Origin of the sequence: Levilactobacillus fujinensis, assembly GCF_003946335.1 — a bacterium.
GTDB classification, from domain to species: domain Bacteria; phylum Bacillota; class Bacilli; order Lactobacillales; family Lactobacillaceae; genus Levilactobacillus; species Levilactobacillus fujinensis.
The window spans coordinates 61517-79140 of sequence record NZ_RHNX01000012.1 but is presented as its reverse complement, the minus strand read 5'-3'; the positions used below and the strand labels follow the sequence as shown (position 1 = coordinate 79140).

Sequence of the window (17624 nt, the reverse complement as noted above, 5' to 3'; positions counted from 1 at the left end):
TCATACAAAAAGAGCCCTAATCACCAAGTGATTAGAACTCCAATATTTTGTTCACCAACAACAGTTGACGAAGAACCACAAAAAATCACCCACCACGGCAGGATCCGCGGTGAGTGATTTTTTTCAAGCCAACATTCCCCAACGCTGACTTGCTCCCCTTGGCAACGACTGCGCTTCCCCAAACCGTTTAGTCACCGAATAACGCAATTCTGAAACCTACTCTCTAGCCTCTACGTGAACGCCATTGGTGAAACATTTCGCCCAGCCGTGGCCGCCATAACCAGCAGTAGCCGAAGATGGTAGACGCCAGGAACCAAAATACCAATGACCAGCCGTCCGTACCAAACACACTAAGTGAGGTCACATAGACGACGAAAACGATGTATACTGGCACTTTTAATCTCGGAAAGAGTAAATACTCCCCGTTATGTTCTAGTGACAGCTTGTTATAGAGGATAGCACCCCAGACGAACAGCACAACTGTGGCTACTAGCCAAGCCCCGGCCATGAGCCAAGTCTGCTGTGCACCCGTCAATTTGATGCCACACTCTCTTAAGATAATAACACTAATTGAAAAGGAACCAACTAAAGAAAGTGTAAAACCGACAATTGTCACAATCAATGCCCCGGTCTGACCGATGATCAATGCTGCAAACCAACTGAGGGCAAACATCCCAATTGAGGCCAACAACCCAATGATCCACGATGATAAGACACCCGGCCAAGCCAAATGAAAACTAACATTGGCAGGTTTCATCGCCCAAATCACGCCATACTCTAAGGCAATCGTTAGAACGGTAATGGCTAGTAAAGCCACCATCGCCACTTTAATTTTGGACCAGTAGACCCGGCGGCGGGAAAAGCCACTAGAGAATAAAAATTGATTAAAATGATCCTTCAGATCCTGATTCATCATCAGGAGACCAACCATCCAGTAAGCAGCAATCACCCAATATGGAAATCCGGTGAAATAAGAACCCGCGTACGCTTCCCAGTTCTGAATACCGGCCCCAACTAGCTGTGTTTCACCTTTTGGTAAAGTATGCAGGGTCAGCATCGTGGCCATAAAGCATCCCAGTAGAGCTAAACCACCTATGGCCAAGAAAAGCCGCCGGTGACGTCGCCAAATGAGTTGATCTAATTGATTATGCATTCTAATTCCCCCTACTTCATCAGTTGGTAACCCGTATCATGTGCCAAATTGGCGCGAAACAGGTCTTCCAACGTTAACGGTAATTCTTCAAACAACACCGGTTTCAAGGCCTTCAATTGCTGGTCGATTTCCGCCGTGTAGTCCGTAATGACAACAACCAGCACCCGGCCAGACACGCGAATCAACTGGCTGTGTTCCTTAAGGACGACTGGAATTTGCTTATCCTTGAAGACCAGCTGAAGTTTCTTCGCCTTAGCCCGAATGTCTTCCAGGTTGTAATCATGTGCCAAATGGGTGTCCTTTAACAGAAGGACCCGGTCACTGAGTCCATCGAGTTCGTTTAAATCGTGTGATGAAATCAGAAATCCCTTTTCCTGGTCGGCAATTTCGTCAATAATCATCGTTGCAATATTTTCGCGCACAATGACGTCTAAGCCATCAAACGGTTCGTCCAAGATAATATACGTGGCATTAGACGTCATAGCCAAAACCATGTTGGTCAGTGCCCGCATCCCCTTAGATAACCGGCGATACTGACTGTTCTTGTCTAATTTAAACTGTGCTAATAAGGCCAGATAGCGTTGCTGATCAAATTGCGGGTAAACGATTTTATAAAAATCGGGTAATTCCCACAACCGGTAATTGTCTAAGAAATTATATTGCACATCTAAGAAGAAAATCCGTCGTTGCTCTTCCGGGGTGGTCACAATATCGTGGTCATCCACGGTAACCTTCCCTGCATCCGCCACGTACTGGTTCATCATCGTCCGAAACAGGGTCGTCTTACCAACACCATTTCGCCCGACTAGCCCAATAATTTCACCTGGTGCCCACTGGAAACTGATGTCTTCAATAATAGCTTGCCCGTTAATTTGCTTACTTAGTTGCGTTACTTGTAATGTCACTACTCTGCCCCCCTATATGCCGCCTTGATCCAACCAACGACCTCTTCCAACGGAACGCCTAAATAGCGAATCTCCGTCAATAACGTTAAAAGTTGTTTTTTACTAGCAACGACCTGCGCACTATCACCATATTCAGCCGTCTCACGGACATACGTACCCTTACCGTGAACTGTAGTGATAACGTGTTGGGTTTCCAACTGCTTATAGGCTTTACTGACCGTATTCGGATTCAACTGTTCCTGTCGCGCCATATCTCTGACCGACGGTAACCGGTCGCCTGGCTGCAAGATACCCTGCACGATTTGTTGCTTGACCTGCAGAACTAGCTGCTCGTAATATGGCAGACTAGAATCATTTGCTTGCATTGTTCCTCACCCCTTGGTGTTTGGCTACGTGTCCTGTGTGTACTATTATACCTAGTACACTCAATTTAGCAACCCCTTGTTTTAAATTAGTCCCTAAAGAAAACCAAAATGTTTACGTTACTCTTGCGACAGTAGGAGTTATCACCGCTAAATTAGGGATACTGGTCGCACTTCGGCTTTGATTGTGCGCGTCAAGTCCAATCACTGAATCCCAAGTGGCCGCTAAAGTTTAAGCATAATTCAACAGTGTTCCTACTGGAATGATCCATGTTGCCTCAGACCAACTACTTCAGCGCATATCTGTCGGCCGGTAAGGCGATGGTTGGACAACGTTGCCTAATTTTAGACCCAGTATCGTTGTGACAACAGTCATAATGTGTGTTTTGGGACTTTCAACCTTAGTTAGTAGAAAAAAAGCGTTACCCGAATGAAATCCACATTTGGGTAACGCTTTAAATAGGTTGGCGTGTTTTTTGCAGCCCCGGACAAACGCCAGATTCTTTTACTAATTAATTTTACATTGCCAAACCGTGAGCCAAGCAAACGACCAGAACTTTGATCATTTTCGATAAGAAAGTCTAGATTGTCCCTCGATAGCACAAACTACCTGGCGTCGACATCGTCCATCGTGTGCGGTCGATTCTCCGTTTGCCGCCAAACCAACTGGTTGTAGAATTTGGCCCGTGCCAAATCGTAGTAAGGCATGACAAACAGAAAGGCTAAACCAAACGTAATTTCTCCCAGAATGAACCAGAGAATGAAGCTCAGATCCATGATGAACAGAAAGGACTTGTAGCCGTTCATCATTTTTCGCGAACGGGTAATGGCCTCAAGCGCTGTGATATTTTCACCGCGGTCGTAAGCGTCCCGGTAGATGTAGAAGGCCTGTGAATAAGAATAGGCTTTGATGATTCCGGGGAAGAACAGGAGTAGTGACCACAGGAACGTGAAGATGCCGACGAAAATACAGACAAACAGCCAGCCCAGAAAGTATTGGCCCTTATCGAATAGGGTAAAACTCCGTTGAATTGGATTGTCCATCTCCGCCGTTGCGCGATCGAGGTCGATCATGGTCAGCTGCGTCCCTGCATGGAGCATCGATGCAACGATGAAAAAGATACCAGCAAACGAGAAGAAACTGTTGAATGACCACCCGGCGCTAGCCTCATTGATACGGGCAATCAGGTTGACATCCCGGGTGTACATGGTATCTCCAATCCACCAAAGTGCTAACCATAGAATTGATAGCAAGACATAAAATTTATAATGGTCGAGAACCTGTCGTTTGGCCCCCATTTTTAAGTTAACGCGATCTTGTGAATCCATAATTTCCTCCTCTAGTTACGCTGAGACGCTCCAGTTACTACTTTGTTCTTATATTATACAATCTTTCGCGATTTGACTAGGGGTTAACCTTATTTCCCCAGTCATCAGCGAGACTCATGTCCTGTTTACACAGCAAGACCGCCGACCCACTAGGTTGTCTTCATCTAATATAATTGCTAAAATGACAAAGTTGTCACCCTAACTAATTATCAGGTGAGGTATCTAACGGCCGGTTAACGCGCTGGTTCCCCCGTGGAATCCCCTAGAAGGAGTTTTTTACATACTATGAAGAAATTTTGGAAGATCAGCCTCGGCCTTATTCTGGCCGTGATTATCGTGGGCGGCGCAACTGCCTAGCAGGAAGCGACACAATCTGCGTCGCTTCCTGCTAGTCCATCAAACCTATCATCAGAAAAATATATTGGCAACGTCGCAGATCAAAATGAACCTCCGACCCGCTCTGTCCACTAAAAACACGACGGCGACCAATACCTTGACAACAAACTACCGGCAAGAACTAAAGGCATTGAAGCCAGGGGCGGCCAACGCTAAAGTCATCGTGAATCCCTACAAGACCTCCCCACTTTCCGGCCTAGTTTTGGTCAAGACCCAAGCCGCAACGCGTGTGACATTGACCGTTCACGGTGATACGCCAGCAACTACCATGACTAAAAAATTGTCGGGGTATCAAACGACCCATCGCGTAGGGGTGCTGGGGCTCTACGCCGACCGGACCAACCGCGTCACCTTGACCTTTACCAAGCAAAACGGTCAGAAATCTTATGCGACTTACACCATGAAGACCGGTGCGGCGCCTAAAGATATCGGCCACAACGTGCTCAAGACCAGTAAGCCCAAGAAAATGGCGCTGGGAACTGGCCACACGCGCCTCACCTTTGCCGTCAGCAGTCAGGGGATCACGTACGGTCTGGACGCTGCTGGTCAGATTCGCTGGTACAGCACCGAAAAAATCTCGCACATCTTTAAGCAGCTTGCCAATAACCACCTGTTGATTCTCACCAAGATTTCTCCTAATGCGCACAAATACAACGCGCTAAGGGAGACCGATTTCTACGGCCGCGTTTACCGTCAGTACAACTTCAACGGTCTCTTTCCGACACGCCAAGATTCTAGCAAGCTGGCAACCAATACGGTCGTTCACCATGACGCCATCGAGCTGCCAAACCACAACTTACTATTAACGGTGGATGACGGCTCCAACAAGTATGTTGAGGACACCATGATTGAGATCAACTACAAGACGGCTAAGATCGTCAAGGTCATCGACTTGAAACGCATCTTACCCAAGTCGGCCTACACGCAATACGACGGCACCCATCGGCCAGACGGAAAGATCGATTGGTTCCATCAAAACTCAATGTACTATGATAAACAACGTGATGAGCTGATTGTTTCTGGACGGAATCAAGACATGATGTTTGCCATTAACTATAAGACCACCAAGCTCAAATGGATTCTATCCTCGCCAGAAAAATTGCCACAGCGTTATCAAAAATATCTGTTAACGCCAACGAACAAGAATTTCCGATATAGCGGTGGTCAACACGCCGTCATGCTCCTGCATCCAAACCAAACGACCGGCAATACGATTGACCTACAGTACTACGACAACAACGTCCCCGTCACTCGGGGTGAGACCAAGCAGTCCCAAAAATGGTCCGCCGGCGAAATCGTCAAGATCAACCAACTCAAGGGTACGGTCGAAAAAACCTGGAGCTTCGGTAAAACGCTTGGCAAACGCAACTTCACCAACATCGTCGGCAGTAGTTACGCCGTCGGTAAGGGCAACACACTGATTGGCTTCGGGTATGCCGACAGCGGTAAACGGAGCGAGTTCGTCGAAGTCAACCGCAAGACTGGTAAAATCGTCTTTGACGTCGACCGCACCAAATTTGCTCACGGCGACTGGAGCTACCGGGCACAGCGCATGTCCCTGTACCCTGGTTCCGCTAGCGTTGGGTTGAACGTGATTAAGTAGATTGTGTCGGCTGAACCGGAGGCGGCCAGGGATACAGCTAGCCGTGTCAACGATGCTAGGCGGCGTTGACACGGCTTACATCGTGGGATGACCTGAGAGACGCTTGAGCTTGGCCGCAAAGGTATGTCGCAAAAGGTGGCAATGAAACGCGATTCCAATCGTTTTGAGAAACTCACGGGCATAATATTGCAAGGTCCGCTTGCTCACTCGAAACAACGGTAACCAAGGCTCGTCCAACGTGGCCACGTAATCGGTCACGATGCGGGCCGCTTGCTAGTTCACGATTGGGGCTACCCGATTGCTGTCCCATTTCACATCGACAATCCAAATCCAAACTATGCCATCCGGCCTGACCGTCAAGTCAGTTGCCGTAAGCTTGGCCGCCTCACCAACTCGACACCCAGTTCCAATCATCATCCAGAACGCCGACGTCATAAGTAATGTACATGGACGACCTAACCCACCTATCTAATTTCATTTTAGATACACCAAGAGCCTCGACTACCATCCATAGTCGGGGCTCTTGGTGTATCCTGTTTAATTCCGTAATTCCACGGTTATTATAACGTGGACGCTACAAAATGACAAACATAGATATATCAACTTCATCAACCAATAGTAAAGACTACAATTCGGTATTTTAAAATGTCGAACCCAACATTTAACTTCACTTAGCTTTCCTATCTTTTCCCCATATAAACACAATCGCAATTAGAAACACGACACCAGCAAAACACAAGTTTGAAGTCCCAATCCAAACCCAGTCCCAAATACCATCAAGTCGTCCTGGTGCCATTGCTGTATAACCAACATAAACAATTTCCATAAGGCCAAAAACCCAAAAATGTTGCGTATTATTGTTCCGGTCCTTCCAAATCCGTCTCCAATGACCTAACACATACAGCGATGAAACTACATTTGCTAAAACAAACACGATTGCTAATACTACCCTAATCTCTAACGAATATGTAAAGTTAAGCGCAGTAAAAACAGCGAGCACAATACTTAGTAAAATTAAAATGATTTTTTTTATTGATACGACCATGACTTATATTTACCACCCTTAAAGTGGAATACACGTCCCTTCTTAAATCCGCCAGATGCTTTAGCGAAAATTGTACTTAAACTACTCTTCAACGCGATACGCAACACAACACCAATCGCACCACCTACGGCACCAAGTGGTAATAGAACGATTTGAGCCAGAACGCCAAAACCTTGTTTTTTAGCCATATTCAACATACCAGTACTAATATAGATGTCAACATTTCCTTTTTTAGCGGCACCATTCCAAACAATTTTTGTAGTCCCTTTACCACTACGCGTTTGCATCACAGCTGTATTTGGTGCAATTACACTCATAATGGCCGTTTGCATAGCATCATCACTAATACTTACAGTCGTATCGCTACCATCAACTGTCGTCCGCGCATACGACTTAACCTTTTGTTGAATCGCCTCAACTTGCTGACTAGTTAGCGTAGAAATATTATCATTAATAATTTGATCTGCTTGTTCTTCAGAAACAAATTTTGGATAAGCCTTCACCTGAGTCGACGTTCCTGTCGTTCCTGATGTTGATTCAGAAACCGTATCCGCATGTGCCACTGTAGTAGCAATACCCGACTCAACGAACATAGCTCCTAACAAAGCTGCAGAAAGAATCACTGAAGTTCCTTTAATTACTTTTTTCACTATTTGCTCACTCCGATATTTTTAGTGGGCTAATACGTATTAGCTGTATTTCGTTAACAACAAAATCGTACACTCCCATACCATTTTCGCAAAGACGCTTATCGTTTTCCCCTAGTTACATTCCTTGATATATCAACATTCAATCCCAAATATTATTTTTAGTGTATGATTAGAAATAACCAACAGTCCAATTTTAATCTTCCAATTGTTCCCAAGACAAAACTACAAATAATTTTCTAGGAGAGATACCCATCGCAGAATTCAGTATTCAACTAAGAAACGCACGTATCGCCCAAGGCTTTTCTCAAAACGAAGTAGCAACCATTCTTCACGTCACACGCCAATCAATTTCTAAATGGGAAAACGGTCGAGGCTACCCCGACCTAGATAACTTAATTCAACTAAGTGAAGTCTATAAAATGTCAATTGACAACTTACTCAAAGAAAGCTCCGAATTAAAAGATCAAATCAACACAAATAACGCCGAGATCGCAGAAAAACGCGTCCAACTCAAAAAAATCAACATGGACCTCTACCAAAACACTGATGAAGGTCTTCTGTTGATCATCCTGACAATCATTTCCGCAATCATTCCACCTGTCGGCATTTTCATGCCAGTCTACGTTATGTGGCGTAATAATAAATACAATAGTCTCTACAAAACAATAATCTTTGTCAGCATACTCGTCATCATTATTAGCCTAATCAGTACATACGTCCTTCTCAGCGATACTTGGCTAAAACCCTCTAACACAACTGTCTACCAAATTAAGTAGTCGTCACTGTCAGCTTTCCATTATGAACAGACGCCGTCAAATGAACCTTATATACAATTGCGCCAACTGCTCGCGTAATATGCAGCGTTACCTTACTGGCAGAATCTCTAGTAATATGCTTTTTAACGATTCGGCCGATCTTGGCACTCGCCTGCACATCCTTAACGCTCTTGATCTGATTACCAGACGTCACAACCTTATAACTGGCCGACCAGGATAATGCAGAATCATGCGACACATTCATTGTCGCCGCATCAGCCTGAAGCGCGCCACCACCAAAGAAAATTGCCGCACAAGTAAACATCGTAATAAATAATTTTTTCATAGATTTAACCTCCTGACTCGAGGTTAAATCCTTACGTGACGCGGCATAAGGAACGCCCTATTTACCAACGGGGAACGTCCAATTTACGTCAAGAAAAGGGTGCTCCGATTCACATCAAAGCACCCTTTTTAATTACCATAGATTACCTTAAACTTAGCCAATTACTTACCGCCGAAAAGACGCGCAAACCACCCGCTGCGTTTACCACCCACCTGTTGCGTTACCACTTTTTCAGCTTGGTTTGCGGTTTGCGATTGCGGTTTGCAAGTTGCGTTTGCAGTTTGCGTTTGTGAGTTGCGATTTTCGGTGCCATCTTCCACTCCGCTTAGCCGCTTAACCAGCTCGGCCACTCCGGCCTCACTGATTAACAGCTTATTTCCCTCTTTCGACACATAATCGCGCCGAAATCCATCATCCATCTTCTTGCGAATTGTCTGCTTGCTTACAGACTGCTGCTCCGCAACTTCCCGGATTGTCTTCAGACTCAAACTTACCAACTCACTTCTTTTTTACTTTAACCGACAATCAGGCCACATCGTGATATAATTGGCCCGTTACAGTAATATTTTAACTATCAAACTATCCTTAGAGGCTCAACGCTTGGGCCCGACCAACAGCAACGTCTGGTGCCCAGCAATCAGTCTTAAAGTGCCCTACAAAGAATGCTAAAAAGTCGAGGACCGGATAGAACTTACAAGGACGGTGACAGACCTTACGCTTCTCGTGATATCGTTGTTCAGCGAGCTCTGCCACATAGATCTCATAGAACTTTTCCTTACCGTTAACCAGCTGTTTATTGGTCACCAAACCCCGCTTGATCTCGTTGTTTATGGTCTGCGGGCTAACGCCAATTAGTTCGGCAATCTTACGCCGAGAATACTCGTCGTGATTGAAGTAGACCTCAATGTTTCCGCGCTCTTTCAAAGTTAAGTGGTGACCCTTAGGACGATTCATGGTAAGCTGTTCTTGCATCAAGACGAAGACCTCTTTCATTGTTTGTGTGAGAACTCCAATGATACCTGAGATTTACGTCTTGGTGTATTTATTTTGTCCTAAATTCTAAGTGGCTAACTTGATTATAAAATTCGCCATTGATTGTATAAACGCAAATCATAAGTCCAAAAAATAAAAGGGGAACGGCTATATAGGGGTCTGTTGAAAAAGTAGACCCTCTGACCGGTTTCTTAGTTACTTGCTAAAAACAGGGCTTCAAATCTGGTGGTTTTCCAGGTTTGAAGCCCTATTCGCTTGCTATGGCGGGTATCTCACTTTCCACCACTTAGTTTCTGAATTCGCTTAAGGTTTACGCAGAAGAGCATAATTTTCCCTTGGAGCGTCATGGCTTCGAAATTTTTCGACCAACTCTTCGCATAGCCATGTTTGATTTTGAGTTCCGCATTCTTCCCCTCGATCTTGTACCGGTCTTTGACACGTTTTTGGAAGTACTCGGTATTCTCAAAGCAGTTCCGCCACTTGATTTGAGCGTTATAGCCAAACCGTCCTTTTTGAGGACAGTAAAATCACCTTGATTTATAAGGACTATCTGGAATGCCTATTTTATTTGCAGCAACTTTACATGATAATTTTGAGTCCATTCAGTCGTTGCTTATTCTTCAAATACACGTTCATCGCGTACGTCGAGTCAAACCGATGCTTCTTTAAATAGTCGAAACTCTTCGTCATCTGTGAAATTGACTTCGTGGTTGCCTTATCGAAAACAAATAATTGTCGGTGTGCCTGTTTGGCCTGCTTTATATTTTCGTTCAATTGGGCATCTTGGAAAATAGCTTGACCAACTAAGGCCGCGTTCCCCGCTGTTGCCCGGTAGTCCTGACGTAATTGGCTGGCACTAGCATGACGATAGTAGCCCATATTGCTCGGACTCAACTCGGTCCAAACCACGCCCCATTTGGTATGCTGCGGCGTTTTCAGCGTTCCCGTCTCTTCGTCTGCGCCACTTGCTGGTCGCCAGAGAAGAATTTCCTGGTACAGTTGCTTTTTCCCCTGTTTGACCGTCAGTTCCGATGCTACAGCGCCAGTAGTTCCTTCTTTTACTAAAAAATAGATAAACTGCACGCCCGAGCGACGCTGGCTCAACTGTAGTCCGACCTGACCGTTCACCTGTGCTTTCAAGCCACGAAAGGTATAGCCATAATGGGCAGCTTGTGTCGTGAGCCGGGCACTATCGGGAACATCGGCCGTTCGTTTGACCTTGGCCGACGCTGTGATGCTACTAAAAATCCCACTAGCGCCTAAAATAATTGCAATAATACTAATCTTTAACCAATTCTGCCACCGCATTTTGACTTTCTCCCCCGTAAAACAATCCTCAATTAACCCAGTTACCCGATTAACCAATAAGCCCTAGTATGCTGCTAGTTAAGGCGCGTGTCAATCACGGGTTGGCTTAGTTTCTCGGGGGAAAAGATAGCTGCTTTTCACGACCTTGGGGCGTCCCCGCCGACAAGCAAATTTTCTGGTAGCCGCAGTATAACCAACTTATGCCTCAGTTCTTTTGGCCACAAAGCTCTTCCGCTGAATCAATTCGCAATCCAACCGGATCTCGCGTTTAGATTGCGTTGGAAATAGGATGCCATCACGCAACGTATTGATGATCGACCGGCCGATTTCGGTCGTGTCAATTCTAAACGTGGTCAACGGTGGCGACACGTACTTCGCAATATCAATGTCGTTGACACTGATAATGGCCGTATCTACGGGTACCGTCACCTTATTTTCATTGAAGGCCTGAAGTACGCCGACCGCCAACGGATCTGACGCGACGATAAAGCCTTTCGGTAAGGGCTGCTGGTCCATCAGACCGACCAATTTCAATCCCATCTGATAGCCGCAGTGGACTGAGAATTCTTCGGCAATCAGGACGAATCGAGCGTCAAACAGTCCCAACTCACGCATATAGCTCTCAAAATAGGTCGTCCGCGGATCATCTGGAAAATCTGCATGCCAGAACTTGCCACCAATTAGTCCAATCGACGTGACGCCAGACCGCCGGAAGGAATCGATAGCCACGTGGACCATCGACTCGTAGTTGGGTTGGACCGAATTGAACGCGTGTGGATCCGGGTTAACGTCCGTAAAGACTGTGTTGGCCGTCAATTTCTTCATTAACTGAATGTCTTCCCGCGTGAACGGTCCCAGTGCAATCAATCCGTCGATATTTTTAGGAATATCCTGCACGTGTCGGTAGAACTGAACCTCCATGTCTGCCGTCTTTCCCGCCGCAATGATATTCTTGCGGATGCTACTGAAGTAGGAATCTTCCAGTTCCTTTTGCGGGTCCACCGAAAAGAGAACCGCAATCTGGTACTGACTACTTTTCGCATTGTCCTCGTGATGGTAATTTAATTCATTCGCCACCCGCATGATTCGTTGCTGGGCCTTCTCCGAAATAGAAAAGGTCGGGTCGTCGTTGAGAAAACGGGATACCGTCGCTGAAGAATACCCCGACTTCTGAGCAATTTCTTTAATTGTCGCCAATTTTCTCACTCCCTTGTTGCGTTCTAAATCCTCAAAATGATTCGCAGTGTCCTTAGTCTTTCCTCTAGTTAAGCGTCGCCCCTTAACTATTTACTAAAAGGGATAACGTAAGCGCTTGCATTTTACGTAAATAAAGCCGAGATTCTCCCCTGACTCCTTTTCATCATACCCTATTCGGCCACAATGTTATCACCTAAATCGCTAAATTTGCCGTGAAATTCATTTACTAACATTTACTAGTTTACCATTTTTAAACGCTTTCATTAACTAAATTTTTAGTTTAATATTTACTTTGGACTTAAGCAAATCCTCTCAAAGGAGCGCAATCAAACAAATGACAACTCAATTAAATGTAAGCGATTTCTTACACGGTGGCGATTACAACCCCGAACAGTGGTTGGACCACCCCGAAATTATCGACCAAGACTTTAATTTCTTTAAAGAAGCCAATATTAATGACGTTACTGTAGGCATCTTCTCCTGGGCCCAACTTGAACCCGCAGAAGGCAAATTTGACTTTTCCTGGTTAGACGACATTTTCGACCGCGCTGAAGCACAAAACGGCCACGTAATCTTAGCCACCCCTAGTGGTGCCAAGCCCCGTTGGCTAGCAGAAAAGTATCCCGAAGTATTGCGGACCAACGAAGATGGCACCAAGAATATCTTCGGTGAACGCCACAACCACTGCTACACCTCTCCCATTTACCGGCAGAAGGTCCAAGCAATCAACCGCAAGTTGGCCGAACGCTATGGCCACCGTAAAAGCCTGATTCTCTGGCACATTTCCAACGAGTTCGGGGGATCCTGCTACTGTGACCTTTGCCAAACTGCTTTTCGCGACTGGCTCAAGGCCAAATACCACACACTGGATAATCTGAACCGAGCCTACTGGGCTAAGTTCTGGAGCCACACCTACACGAGCTGGGATCAGGTTCATTCGCCATCTCCACTGGGTGATCAAACCTTGCTAGGCTTGAACCTTGACTGGAAACGATTCGTCACCGACCGCACAATCGACTTTTATGAAGCCGAAATCAAACCACTACGTGAACTGACACCCAACATCCCCATCACCACGAACTTCATGGGTGGCAACCCGCCCGAATCCCACGTACACTACGATTTGGACTACCAAAAGTTTGCGCAACACGTCGATATCGTCAGCTGGGATTCCTATCCGAACTGGGCCAACGACTACGAAAGTACTGCACACCTCGCAATGAAGACCGCCCTCATGAATGACGTGATGCGGAGCCTCAAACATCAAAACTATTTGATCATGGAAAGCACGCCTTCCCAAGTCAACTGGCACCCTTACAACCGGGCTAAACTACCTGGCATGCATCAAATGGGGTCGCTCCAACAAGTCGCTCACGGTGCGGATGCCGTCAACTACTTCCAGCTACACCAATCCCGTGGTTCATCCGAGATGTTCCATGGTGCCGTCATCACTCATCAACTTAGCGACAAGACCCGCATCTTCAAGGAAGTTGCTCAGGTTGGTCAGGATTTGGTCAACTTAAAACCGGCTAAGGCCACGCAACATCAACCCGCCAAGGTCGCCATCGTTTACGACTACGACAATATGTGGGCTCTCGACGATTCACGCAATTATTCAAATGAAACTAAAAAGTATTGGCGGACCATTCAGGAACACTACCAATACTTCTGGGAACACGATATTCCCGTTGAACTCATTTCAACGCAGGACGATTTAACCCCCTACACGCTGGTCATTGACCCGATGCACTTCATGATGAGTGAAGCCTTCACCGAAAAGCTCAGGGATTACGTCAAGCAGGGCGGCCACTTGGTCGGAACCTACATGACTGGCTTAGTCGACAAGAACTTTCTCGCCTACCTCGGTGGCTGGCCCAAGGCTCTGCATGACGTTTACGGCGTTGAATTTCAAGAAACGACCACCCTTTATCCCAAGCAGCACAATCACGTGACCGCCTTTGATAAAACTTATGTGGTGAACGATTACGCTGACACGGTCACCGTAGACACCGCCCAGTCACTAGCCACGTATCAAGATGACTTCTTCGCTGGCAGTTCCGCACTGACCAAGAACACTTGTGGTAAAGGGACCGCCTATTACGTTGCTGCCCGAACGGAAGTGGCCTTCCTCGAAGACTTCTACGACCAATTGACCGCTAAGTTTGGCCTAAAACCCAACTTGCCAATTGAAAAGCAGGGGCCGACCGTCTCTATTCAAGTCCGGGAAAAGGACCACCAACAGTTCTTCTTTGTCATCAACTTTAGTGAAAAGGCTGCCACGGTCACAACAACTAAATCCCTGACTGAAGTCCTGTCGGGCCAAAACGTGACCGCCGGTGCGCAATCACTCAAGCCATTCGATGTTAAGGTCTACACGGTCTAAGAACTAGCGCTGTCATCGACCTCAACGTAACCCGAGAGGTCGTCAAGCTTTAACTTTAGTTACAACCAATCGACCGCTACTTAATTTTACTAAAAAATGAGGCATAATCATGGAAAATACAAATCAACCGGCCGCCGCTAAACAGCATTTAACGGGTCGCCAATGGATCGAACGGATTTCATTTTCATTTGGTAACTTGGGGCACTCCGCCTTCTATGGCGCATTAAGTACGTACTTCATCATCTACGTGACCAGCGGCATGTTCGCTGACCTGCCAAAAGCCATTGCCAGTAAGCTTATTGGACTCATTACCGGATTAGTCGTCATCATTCGGCTGGCCGAAGTCGTCATTGACCCCATCCTGGGGAATGTCGTCGACAACACCAATACCCGCTGGGGGAAATTTAAACCTTGGCAAGTCATTGGTGGGGTCACCAGCTCCATCTTGCTGGTCATCCTGTTCACCGGGATCTTTGGCTTAGCAAAGGTTAACTGGCTGCTCTTCGCCGTAGTCTTCGTGATTCTCTTCGTCGCCCTCGACATCTTCTATTCCCTCTGTGATGTTTCTTACTGGGGCATGGTGCCCGCTATCAGTGAAGACAGTAAGGAACGGGGAATCTTTACCGCCCTTGGCTCCTTTACCGGATCGATTGGCTGGAACGGTCTGACTATGATCGTGGTGCCCGTTACGACTTTCTTCACCTTTCTCGCTACTGGTAAGCATGAACAGGGACCGCAAGGCTGGCTCGCTTTCGCCATTATTATTGCCATCGTCGCCATCCTTTCTGCTCTAGCCGTTGCCTTTGGGACGACCGAAAAGCAAAATGTGATTCGGGACGCCGCTAAGGAAAAGACCAGCATCAAGGATGTCTTCTTGGGTATCATCCACAACGACCAGATTCTCTGGACCAGTTTGGCTTACCTGATGTACTCGATCGCTTACGTCTCAACCAACGGGGTTCTGTACTACCTCTTCAAATTTGTCATTGGTCGGCCAAATGAATTCTGGATTGCCGGGTTAGTCGCTACCATCATTGGTTTCTGCACGGCGCCCCTTTACCCGATTTTCAATAAATTCATTCCCCGCAAAATGCTATTCACCATCGGTCAAATCAGCATGATTCTCTCTTACATCCTGTTGATTGCTGCTCGGACAAACCTCGTCATGGTCATCATTGGCCTGATTCTCTTCAACTTTACGTTTGCCCAACTGGTCACCGTCTTGACACTGACCGACTCCATCGAATATGGCCAACTAAAAAATGGGAACCGGAACGAAGCCGTTACCCTGACGATTCGGCCAATGATCGATAAGATCTCCGGTGCCTTATCAAACGGGATCGTCGGTTCTATTGCCTTAGTTGCCGGCATGACCGGTAGCGCTACCGCTAAGGACATGACGTCGACCAATATTCACACGTTTGAGCTATTTGCCTTCTATGCGCCACTGGCCTGCGCCATCTTGGCCCTGTTGATTTTTACCTTCAAGGTTAAAATCACGGAAAAGATGCACGCCGAAATCGTCGACGAACTCCAAGCGAAATTAGCCAAGGGTGACATCGCCGTAGCGCCAGAAGACGCTACACCTGTAACGACCACTGAAGCAACCACTATCTTAGCGCCTGCCGATGGTGAACTCGAAGCCTTAACCGCCATTCCAGACGAATTGAATGGCTTCCCTGGCAAGGGATTTGCCATCAAACCATCTAGCAATCAACTGTTTGCGCCATTTGATGGAACGGTTAAATTTACCTTCTCAACCCGACACGCCCTGGGCATCATCTCCGACTCCGGTGTGGAAATGATCATTCACGTCGGAATTGACACCGTTAACCTTCTTGGCGAAGGGTTTGTCACCCATTACGAAGACGGTCAAAAGATCAAGGCCAATGACTTACTGATGACCTTCGACCCCGAACGTATTCACCAAGCCGACTTGGATGATACCGTGGTCGTCTTCTTCACCCAACCCGCTCGTGTTCAGAACATGACCGCCTTAACCAATGGTCCAATCCAACACGGTCAACCGGTGACCGAAGTTACTCTGACTACTCAAAAATAATTAACTGTTAGGACTGGTCGCCTCCAGCGATGTTTGAATCGTAGACACACGTGACCTTTCAAGCCTACTTGACCGCAATTAGTTCGTAGCTACTGGAACCGTGCTCGTAAAGACCGTTCTTAAGCCTTATTAGCCCATAAGTCTCAAGTCCAGTTGTGTCGCAACAGCTTTTAGGCACACGGGCATCCGCCACTCATAACACAAGTCCCTATCTAAACGCCCTCACCGATTAACATTGCAGGTGAGGGCGTTTGTGTATCATAATTGATTATGTATTCTAAAAAGGTAACAATGAAAAGTGGAGGTCTTCAAGATGGAATTTAATGTGACCCGTGATGGTCTAACCTTAGCGGGAATTTACGAACCAGCACCCCAACCTAATGGCACGATTGCCATTCTTATGCATGGCTTTACTGGTGACCGCGGTTATTCAAAGACCGTCTTATTGGCCCAACTCACACAACGTTTACGACAAATTGGTGTGGGCACCGTGCGTTTTGATTTTAACGGTCACGGCCACAGTGACGGCGACTTCGCCAATATGACTGTGCTCAACGAGATTGCCGACGCACAGGCCGTCTTGGCGGCCGTTCAGACCCGAATCGCCCCCGCTCAAATCGACCTCCTCGGTCATTCTCAAGGAGGCGTCGTGGCCAGCATGTTGGCCGGCTACTATCCCGATCTAATCCACAAGCTAGTGCTCATGGCCCCCGCCGCAACTCTCAAAGACGACGCCATTGCTGGACGCACCCGTGGCCTCGTCTACGATCCCCACCACATCCCCGCCCAACTGCCAATGGATAATGGCAAGACCTTAAGCGGTTTTTATCTTCGCACGGCCCAACTACTCCCCATCTATGAGACCGCACAGAACTTCACCGGCCCCGTCTGCTTGATTCACGGCACCGCCGACCAGATTGTTTCCAACCAGGCTTCGCAACGATACAACGATGGCTATAAAAATAGCACCCTCCACCTTATTCCTGGCGCCGACCACGGGTTAGATGGTGCTGCTCGAGAAACGACGCTCCAGTTAGTCACCAACTTTATTGCAGATTAAAAGTTGAAAGACTGAAAGTTCCAAAACACACATTACGACTGTTGTCACAACGATACTGGGTCTAAAATTAGGCAACG

General features: G+C 46.8%; 16 protein-coding genes and 1 pseudogene. 5 read left to right on the top strand and 12 right to left on the bottom strand.

The features are described from left to right. Positions 1 to 223: 223 nt before the first annotated feature. The 4 genes from EKM89_RS06330 to EKM89_RS06315 all read right to left on the bottom strand — a co-directional run bounded on the left by EKM89_RS06330 (position 224) and on the right by EKM89_RS06315 (position 3749). Positions 224 to 1153: an ABC transporter permease gene (locus EKM89_RS06330; RefSeq protein WP_125686783.1), complete on the bottom strand. Its 930-nt coding sequence runs from the start codon at positions 1151 to 1153 to the stop codon at positions 224 to 226. A gap of 11 nt (positions 1154 to 1164) precedes the next feature. After that, positions 1165 to 2058 (bottom strand): ATP-binding cassette domain-containing protein, encoded by an 894-nt coding sequence (locus EKM89_RS06325; RefSeq protein WP_125686781.1) that lies wholly within the window; start codon positions 2056 to 2058, stop codon positions 1165 to 1167. After that, on the bottom strand, positions 2058 to 2423 hold the full coding sequence (locus EKM89_RS06320; protein ID WP_125686779.1) for a GntR family transcriptional regulator: 366 nt from the start codon (positions 2421 to 2423) through the stop codon (positions 2058 to 2060). The genes EKM89_RS06325 and EKM89_RS06320 overlap by 1 nt, the downstream gene beginning before the upstream one ends. 603 nt (positions 2424 to 3026) lie before the next feature. After that, on the bottom strand, positions 3027 to 3749 hold the full coding sequence (locus EKM89_RS06315) for a DUF975 family protein (protein WP_125686777.1): 723 nt from the start codon (positions 3747 to 3749) through the stop codon (positions 3027 to 3029). 421 nt (positions 3750 to 4170) lie between these two features. Between EKM89_RS06315 and EKM89_RS06310 the strand changes: the two genes are divergently transcribed. Further along, the gene (locus tag EKM89_RS06310; RefSeq protein WP_225421830.1) at positions 4171 to 5748 is read left to right on the top strand and encodes an aryl-sulfate sulfotransferase; all 1578 of its coding nucleotides are present in this window, start codon (positions 4171 to 4173) and stop codon (positions 5746 to 5748) included. A gap of 75 nt (positions 5749 to 5823) precedes the next feature. On the opposite strand, the gene EKM89_RS06305 is transcribed toward EKM89_RS06310, so the two are convergent. The 3 genes from EKM89_RS06305 to EKM89_RS06295 all read right to left on the bottom strand — a co-directional run bounded on the left by EKM89_RS06305 (position 5824) and on the right by EKM89_RS06295 (position 7443). Further along, positions 5824 to 6006 (bottom strand): hypothetical protein, encoded by a 183-nt coding sequence (locus tag EKM89_RS06305; protein ID WP_125686775.1) that lies wholly within the window; start codon positions 6004 to 6006, stop codon positions 5824 to 5826. 409 nt (positions 6007 to 6415) lie between these two features. Then, entirely contained in the window at positions 6416 to 6793 is a 378-nt protein-coding gene (locus tag EKM89_RS06300) for a hypothetical protein (protein ID WP_125686773.1), read from the bottom strand. Continuing rightward, a complete protein-coding gene (locus tag EKM89_RS06295) occupies positions 6778 to 7443 on the bottom strand; it encodes a hypothetical protein (RefSeq protein ID WP_125686771.1) in 666 nt (221 codons plus the stop codon). The genes EKM89_RS06300 and EKM89_RS06295 overlap by 16 nt, the downstream gene beginning before the upstream one ends. 245 nt (positions 7444 to 7688) lie before the next feature. Here EKM89_RS06295 and EKM89_RS06290 point away from each other — a divergent pair, with 245 nt between their 5' ends. After that, positions 7689 to 8219 carry a helix-turn-helix domain-containing protein gene (locus tag EKM89_RS06290; RefSeq protein ID WP_125686789.1) on the top strand — a complete coding sequence of 177 codons (531 nt, stop codon included), beginning with the start codon at positions 7689 to 7691 and terminating at the stop codon, positions 8217 to 8219. On the opposite strand, the gene EKM89_RS06285 is transcribed toward EKM89_RS06290, so the two are convergent. From EKM89_RS06285 to EKM89_RS06260, 5 genes and pseudogenes are all read right to left on the bottom strand, one after another. Beyond that, entirely contained in the window at positions 8212 to 8544 is a 333-nt protein-coding gene (locus EKM89_RS06285) for a DUF5626 family protein (RefSeq protein WP_125686769.1), read from the bottom strand. The genes EKM89_RS06290 and EKM89_RS06285 overlap by 8 nt on opposite strands. Positions 8545 to 8705: 161 nt before the next feature. Further along, on the bottom strand, positions 8706 to 9032 hold the full coding sequence (locus EKM89_RS06280; protein ID WP_125686767.1) for a hypothetical protein: 327 nt from the start codon (positions 9030 to 9032) through the stop codon (positions 8706 to 8708). 100 nt (positions 9033 to 9132) lie between these two features. After that, positions 9133 to 9537: pseudogene (locus tag EKM89_RS06275) on the bottom strand (helix-turn-helix domain-containing protein); the annotation flags it as partial. A gap of 579 nt (positions 9538 to 10116) precedes the next feature. Next, positions 10117 to 10845 carry a hypothetical protein gene (locus tag EKM89_RS06265; RefSeq protein WP_125686762.1) on the bottom strand — a complete coding sequence of 243 codons (729 nt, stop codon included), beginning with the start codon at positions 10843 to 10845 and terminating at the stop codon, positions 10117 to 10119. 198 nt (positions 10846 to 11043) lie between these two features. Beyond that, positions 11044 to 12042 carry a LacI family DNA-binding transcriptional regulator gene (locus EKM89_RS06260; protein WP_125686760.1) on the bottom strand — a complete coding sequence of 333 codons (999 nt, stop codon included), beginning with the start codon at positions 12040 to 12042 and terminating at the stop codon, positions 11044 to 11046. A gap of 334 nt (positions 12043 to 12376) precedes the next feature. Here EKM89_RS06260 and EKM89_RS06255 point away from each other — a divergent pair, with 334 nt between their 5' ends. The 3 genes from EKM89_RS06255 (at position 12377) to EKM89_RS06245 (ending at position 17547) form a co-directional block, all read left to right on the top strand. Further along, a complete protein-coding gene (locus EKM89_RS06255) occupies positions 12377 to 14425 on the top strand; it encodes a beta-galactosidase (protein WP_125686758.1) in 2049 nt (682 codons plus the stop codon). A 109-nt stretch (positions 14426 to 14534) separates the two neighbouring features. Next, positions 14535 to 16487 (top strand): PTS sugar transporter subunit IIA, encoded by a 1953-nt coding sequence (locus EKM89_RS06250; protein ID WP_125686756.1) that lies wholly within the window; start codon positions 14535 to 14537, stop codon positions 16485 to 16487. 313 nt (positions 16488 to 16800) lie between these two features. After that, positions 16801 to 17547, top strand: a complete 747-nt coding sequence (locus EKM89_RS06245; RefSeq protein WP_125686754.1) for an alpha/beta hydrolase — start codon at positions 16801 to 16803, stop codon at positions 17545 to 17547. Positions 17548 to 17624 lie beyond the last annotated feature (77 nt).

Bases quoted from the DNA above. Each gene is read 5' to 3' on its own strand.
- EKM89_RS06330 (WP_125686783.1), bottom strand. From the start codon at position 1,153: ATGCATAATCAATTAGATCAACTCATTTGGCGACGTCACCGGCGGCTT.
- EKM89_RS06320 (WP_125686779.1), bottom strand. From the start codon at position 2,423: ATGCAAGCAAATGATTCTAGTCTGCCATATTACGAGCAGCTAGTTCTG.
- EKM89_RS06315 (WP_125686777.1), bottom strand. From the start codon at position 3,749: ATGGATTCACAAGATCGCGTTAACTTAAAAATGGGGGCCAAACGACAG.
- EKM89_RS06300 (WP_125686773.1), bottom strand. From the start codon at position 6,793: ATGGTCGTATCAATAAAAAAAATCATTTTAATTTTACTAAGTATTGTG.
- EKM89_RS06285 (WP_125686769.1), bottom strand. From the start codon at position 8,544: ATGAAAAAATTATTTATTACGATGTTTACTTGTGCGGCAATTTTCTTT.
- EKM89_RS06265 (WP_125686762.1), bottom strand. From the start codon at position 10,845: ATGCGGTGGCAGAATTGGTTAAAGATTAGTATTATTGCAATTATTTTA.
- EKM89_RS06255 (WP_125686758.1), top strand. From the start codon at position 12,377: ATGACAACTCAATTAAATGTAAGCGATTTCTTACACGGTGGCGATTAC.
- EKM89_RS06250 (WP_125686756.1), top strand. From the start codon at position 14,535: ATGGAAAATACAAATCAACCGGCCGCCGCTAAACAGCATTTAACGGGT.
- EKM89_RS06245 (WP_125686754.1), top strand. From the start codon at position 16,801: ATGGAATTTAATGTGACCCGTGATGGTCTAACCTTAGCGGGAATTTAC.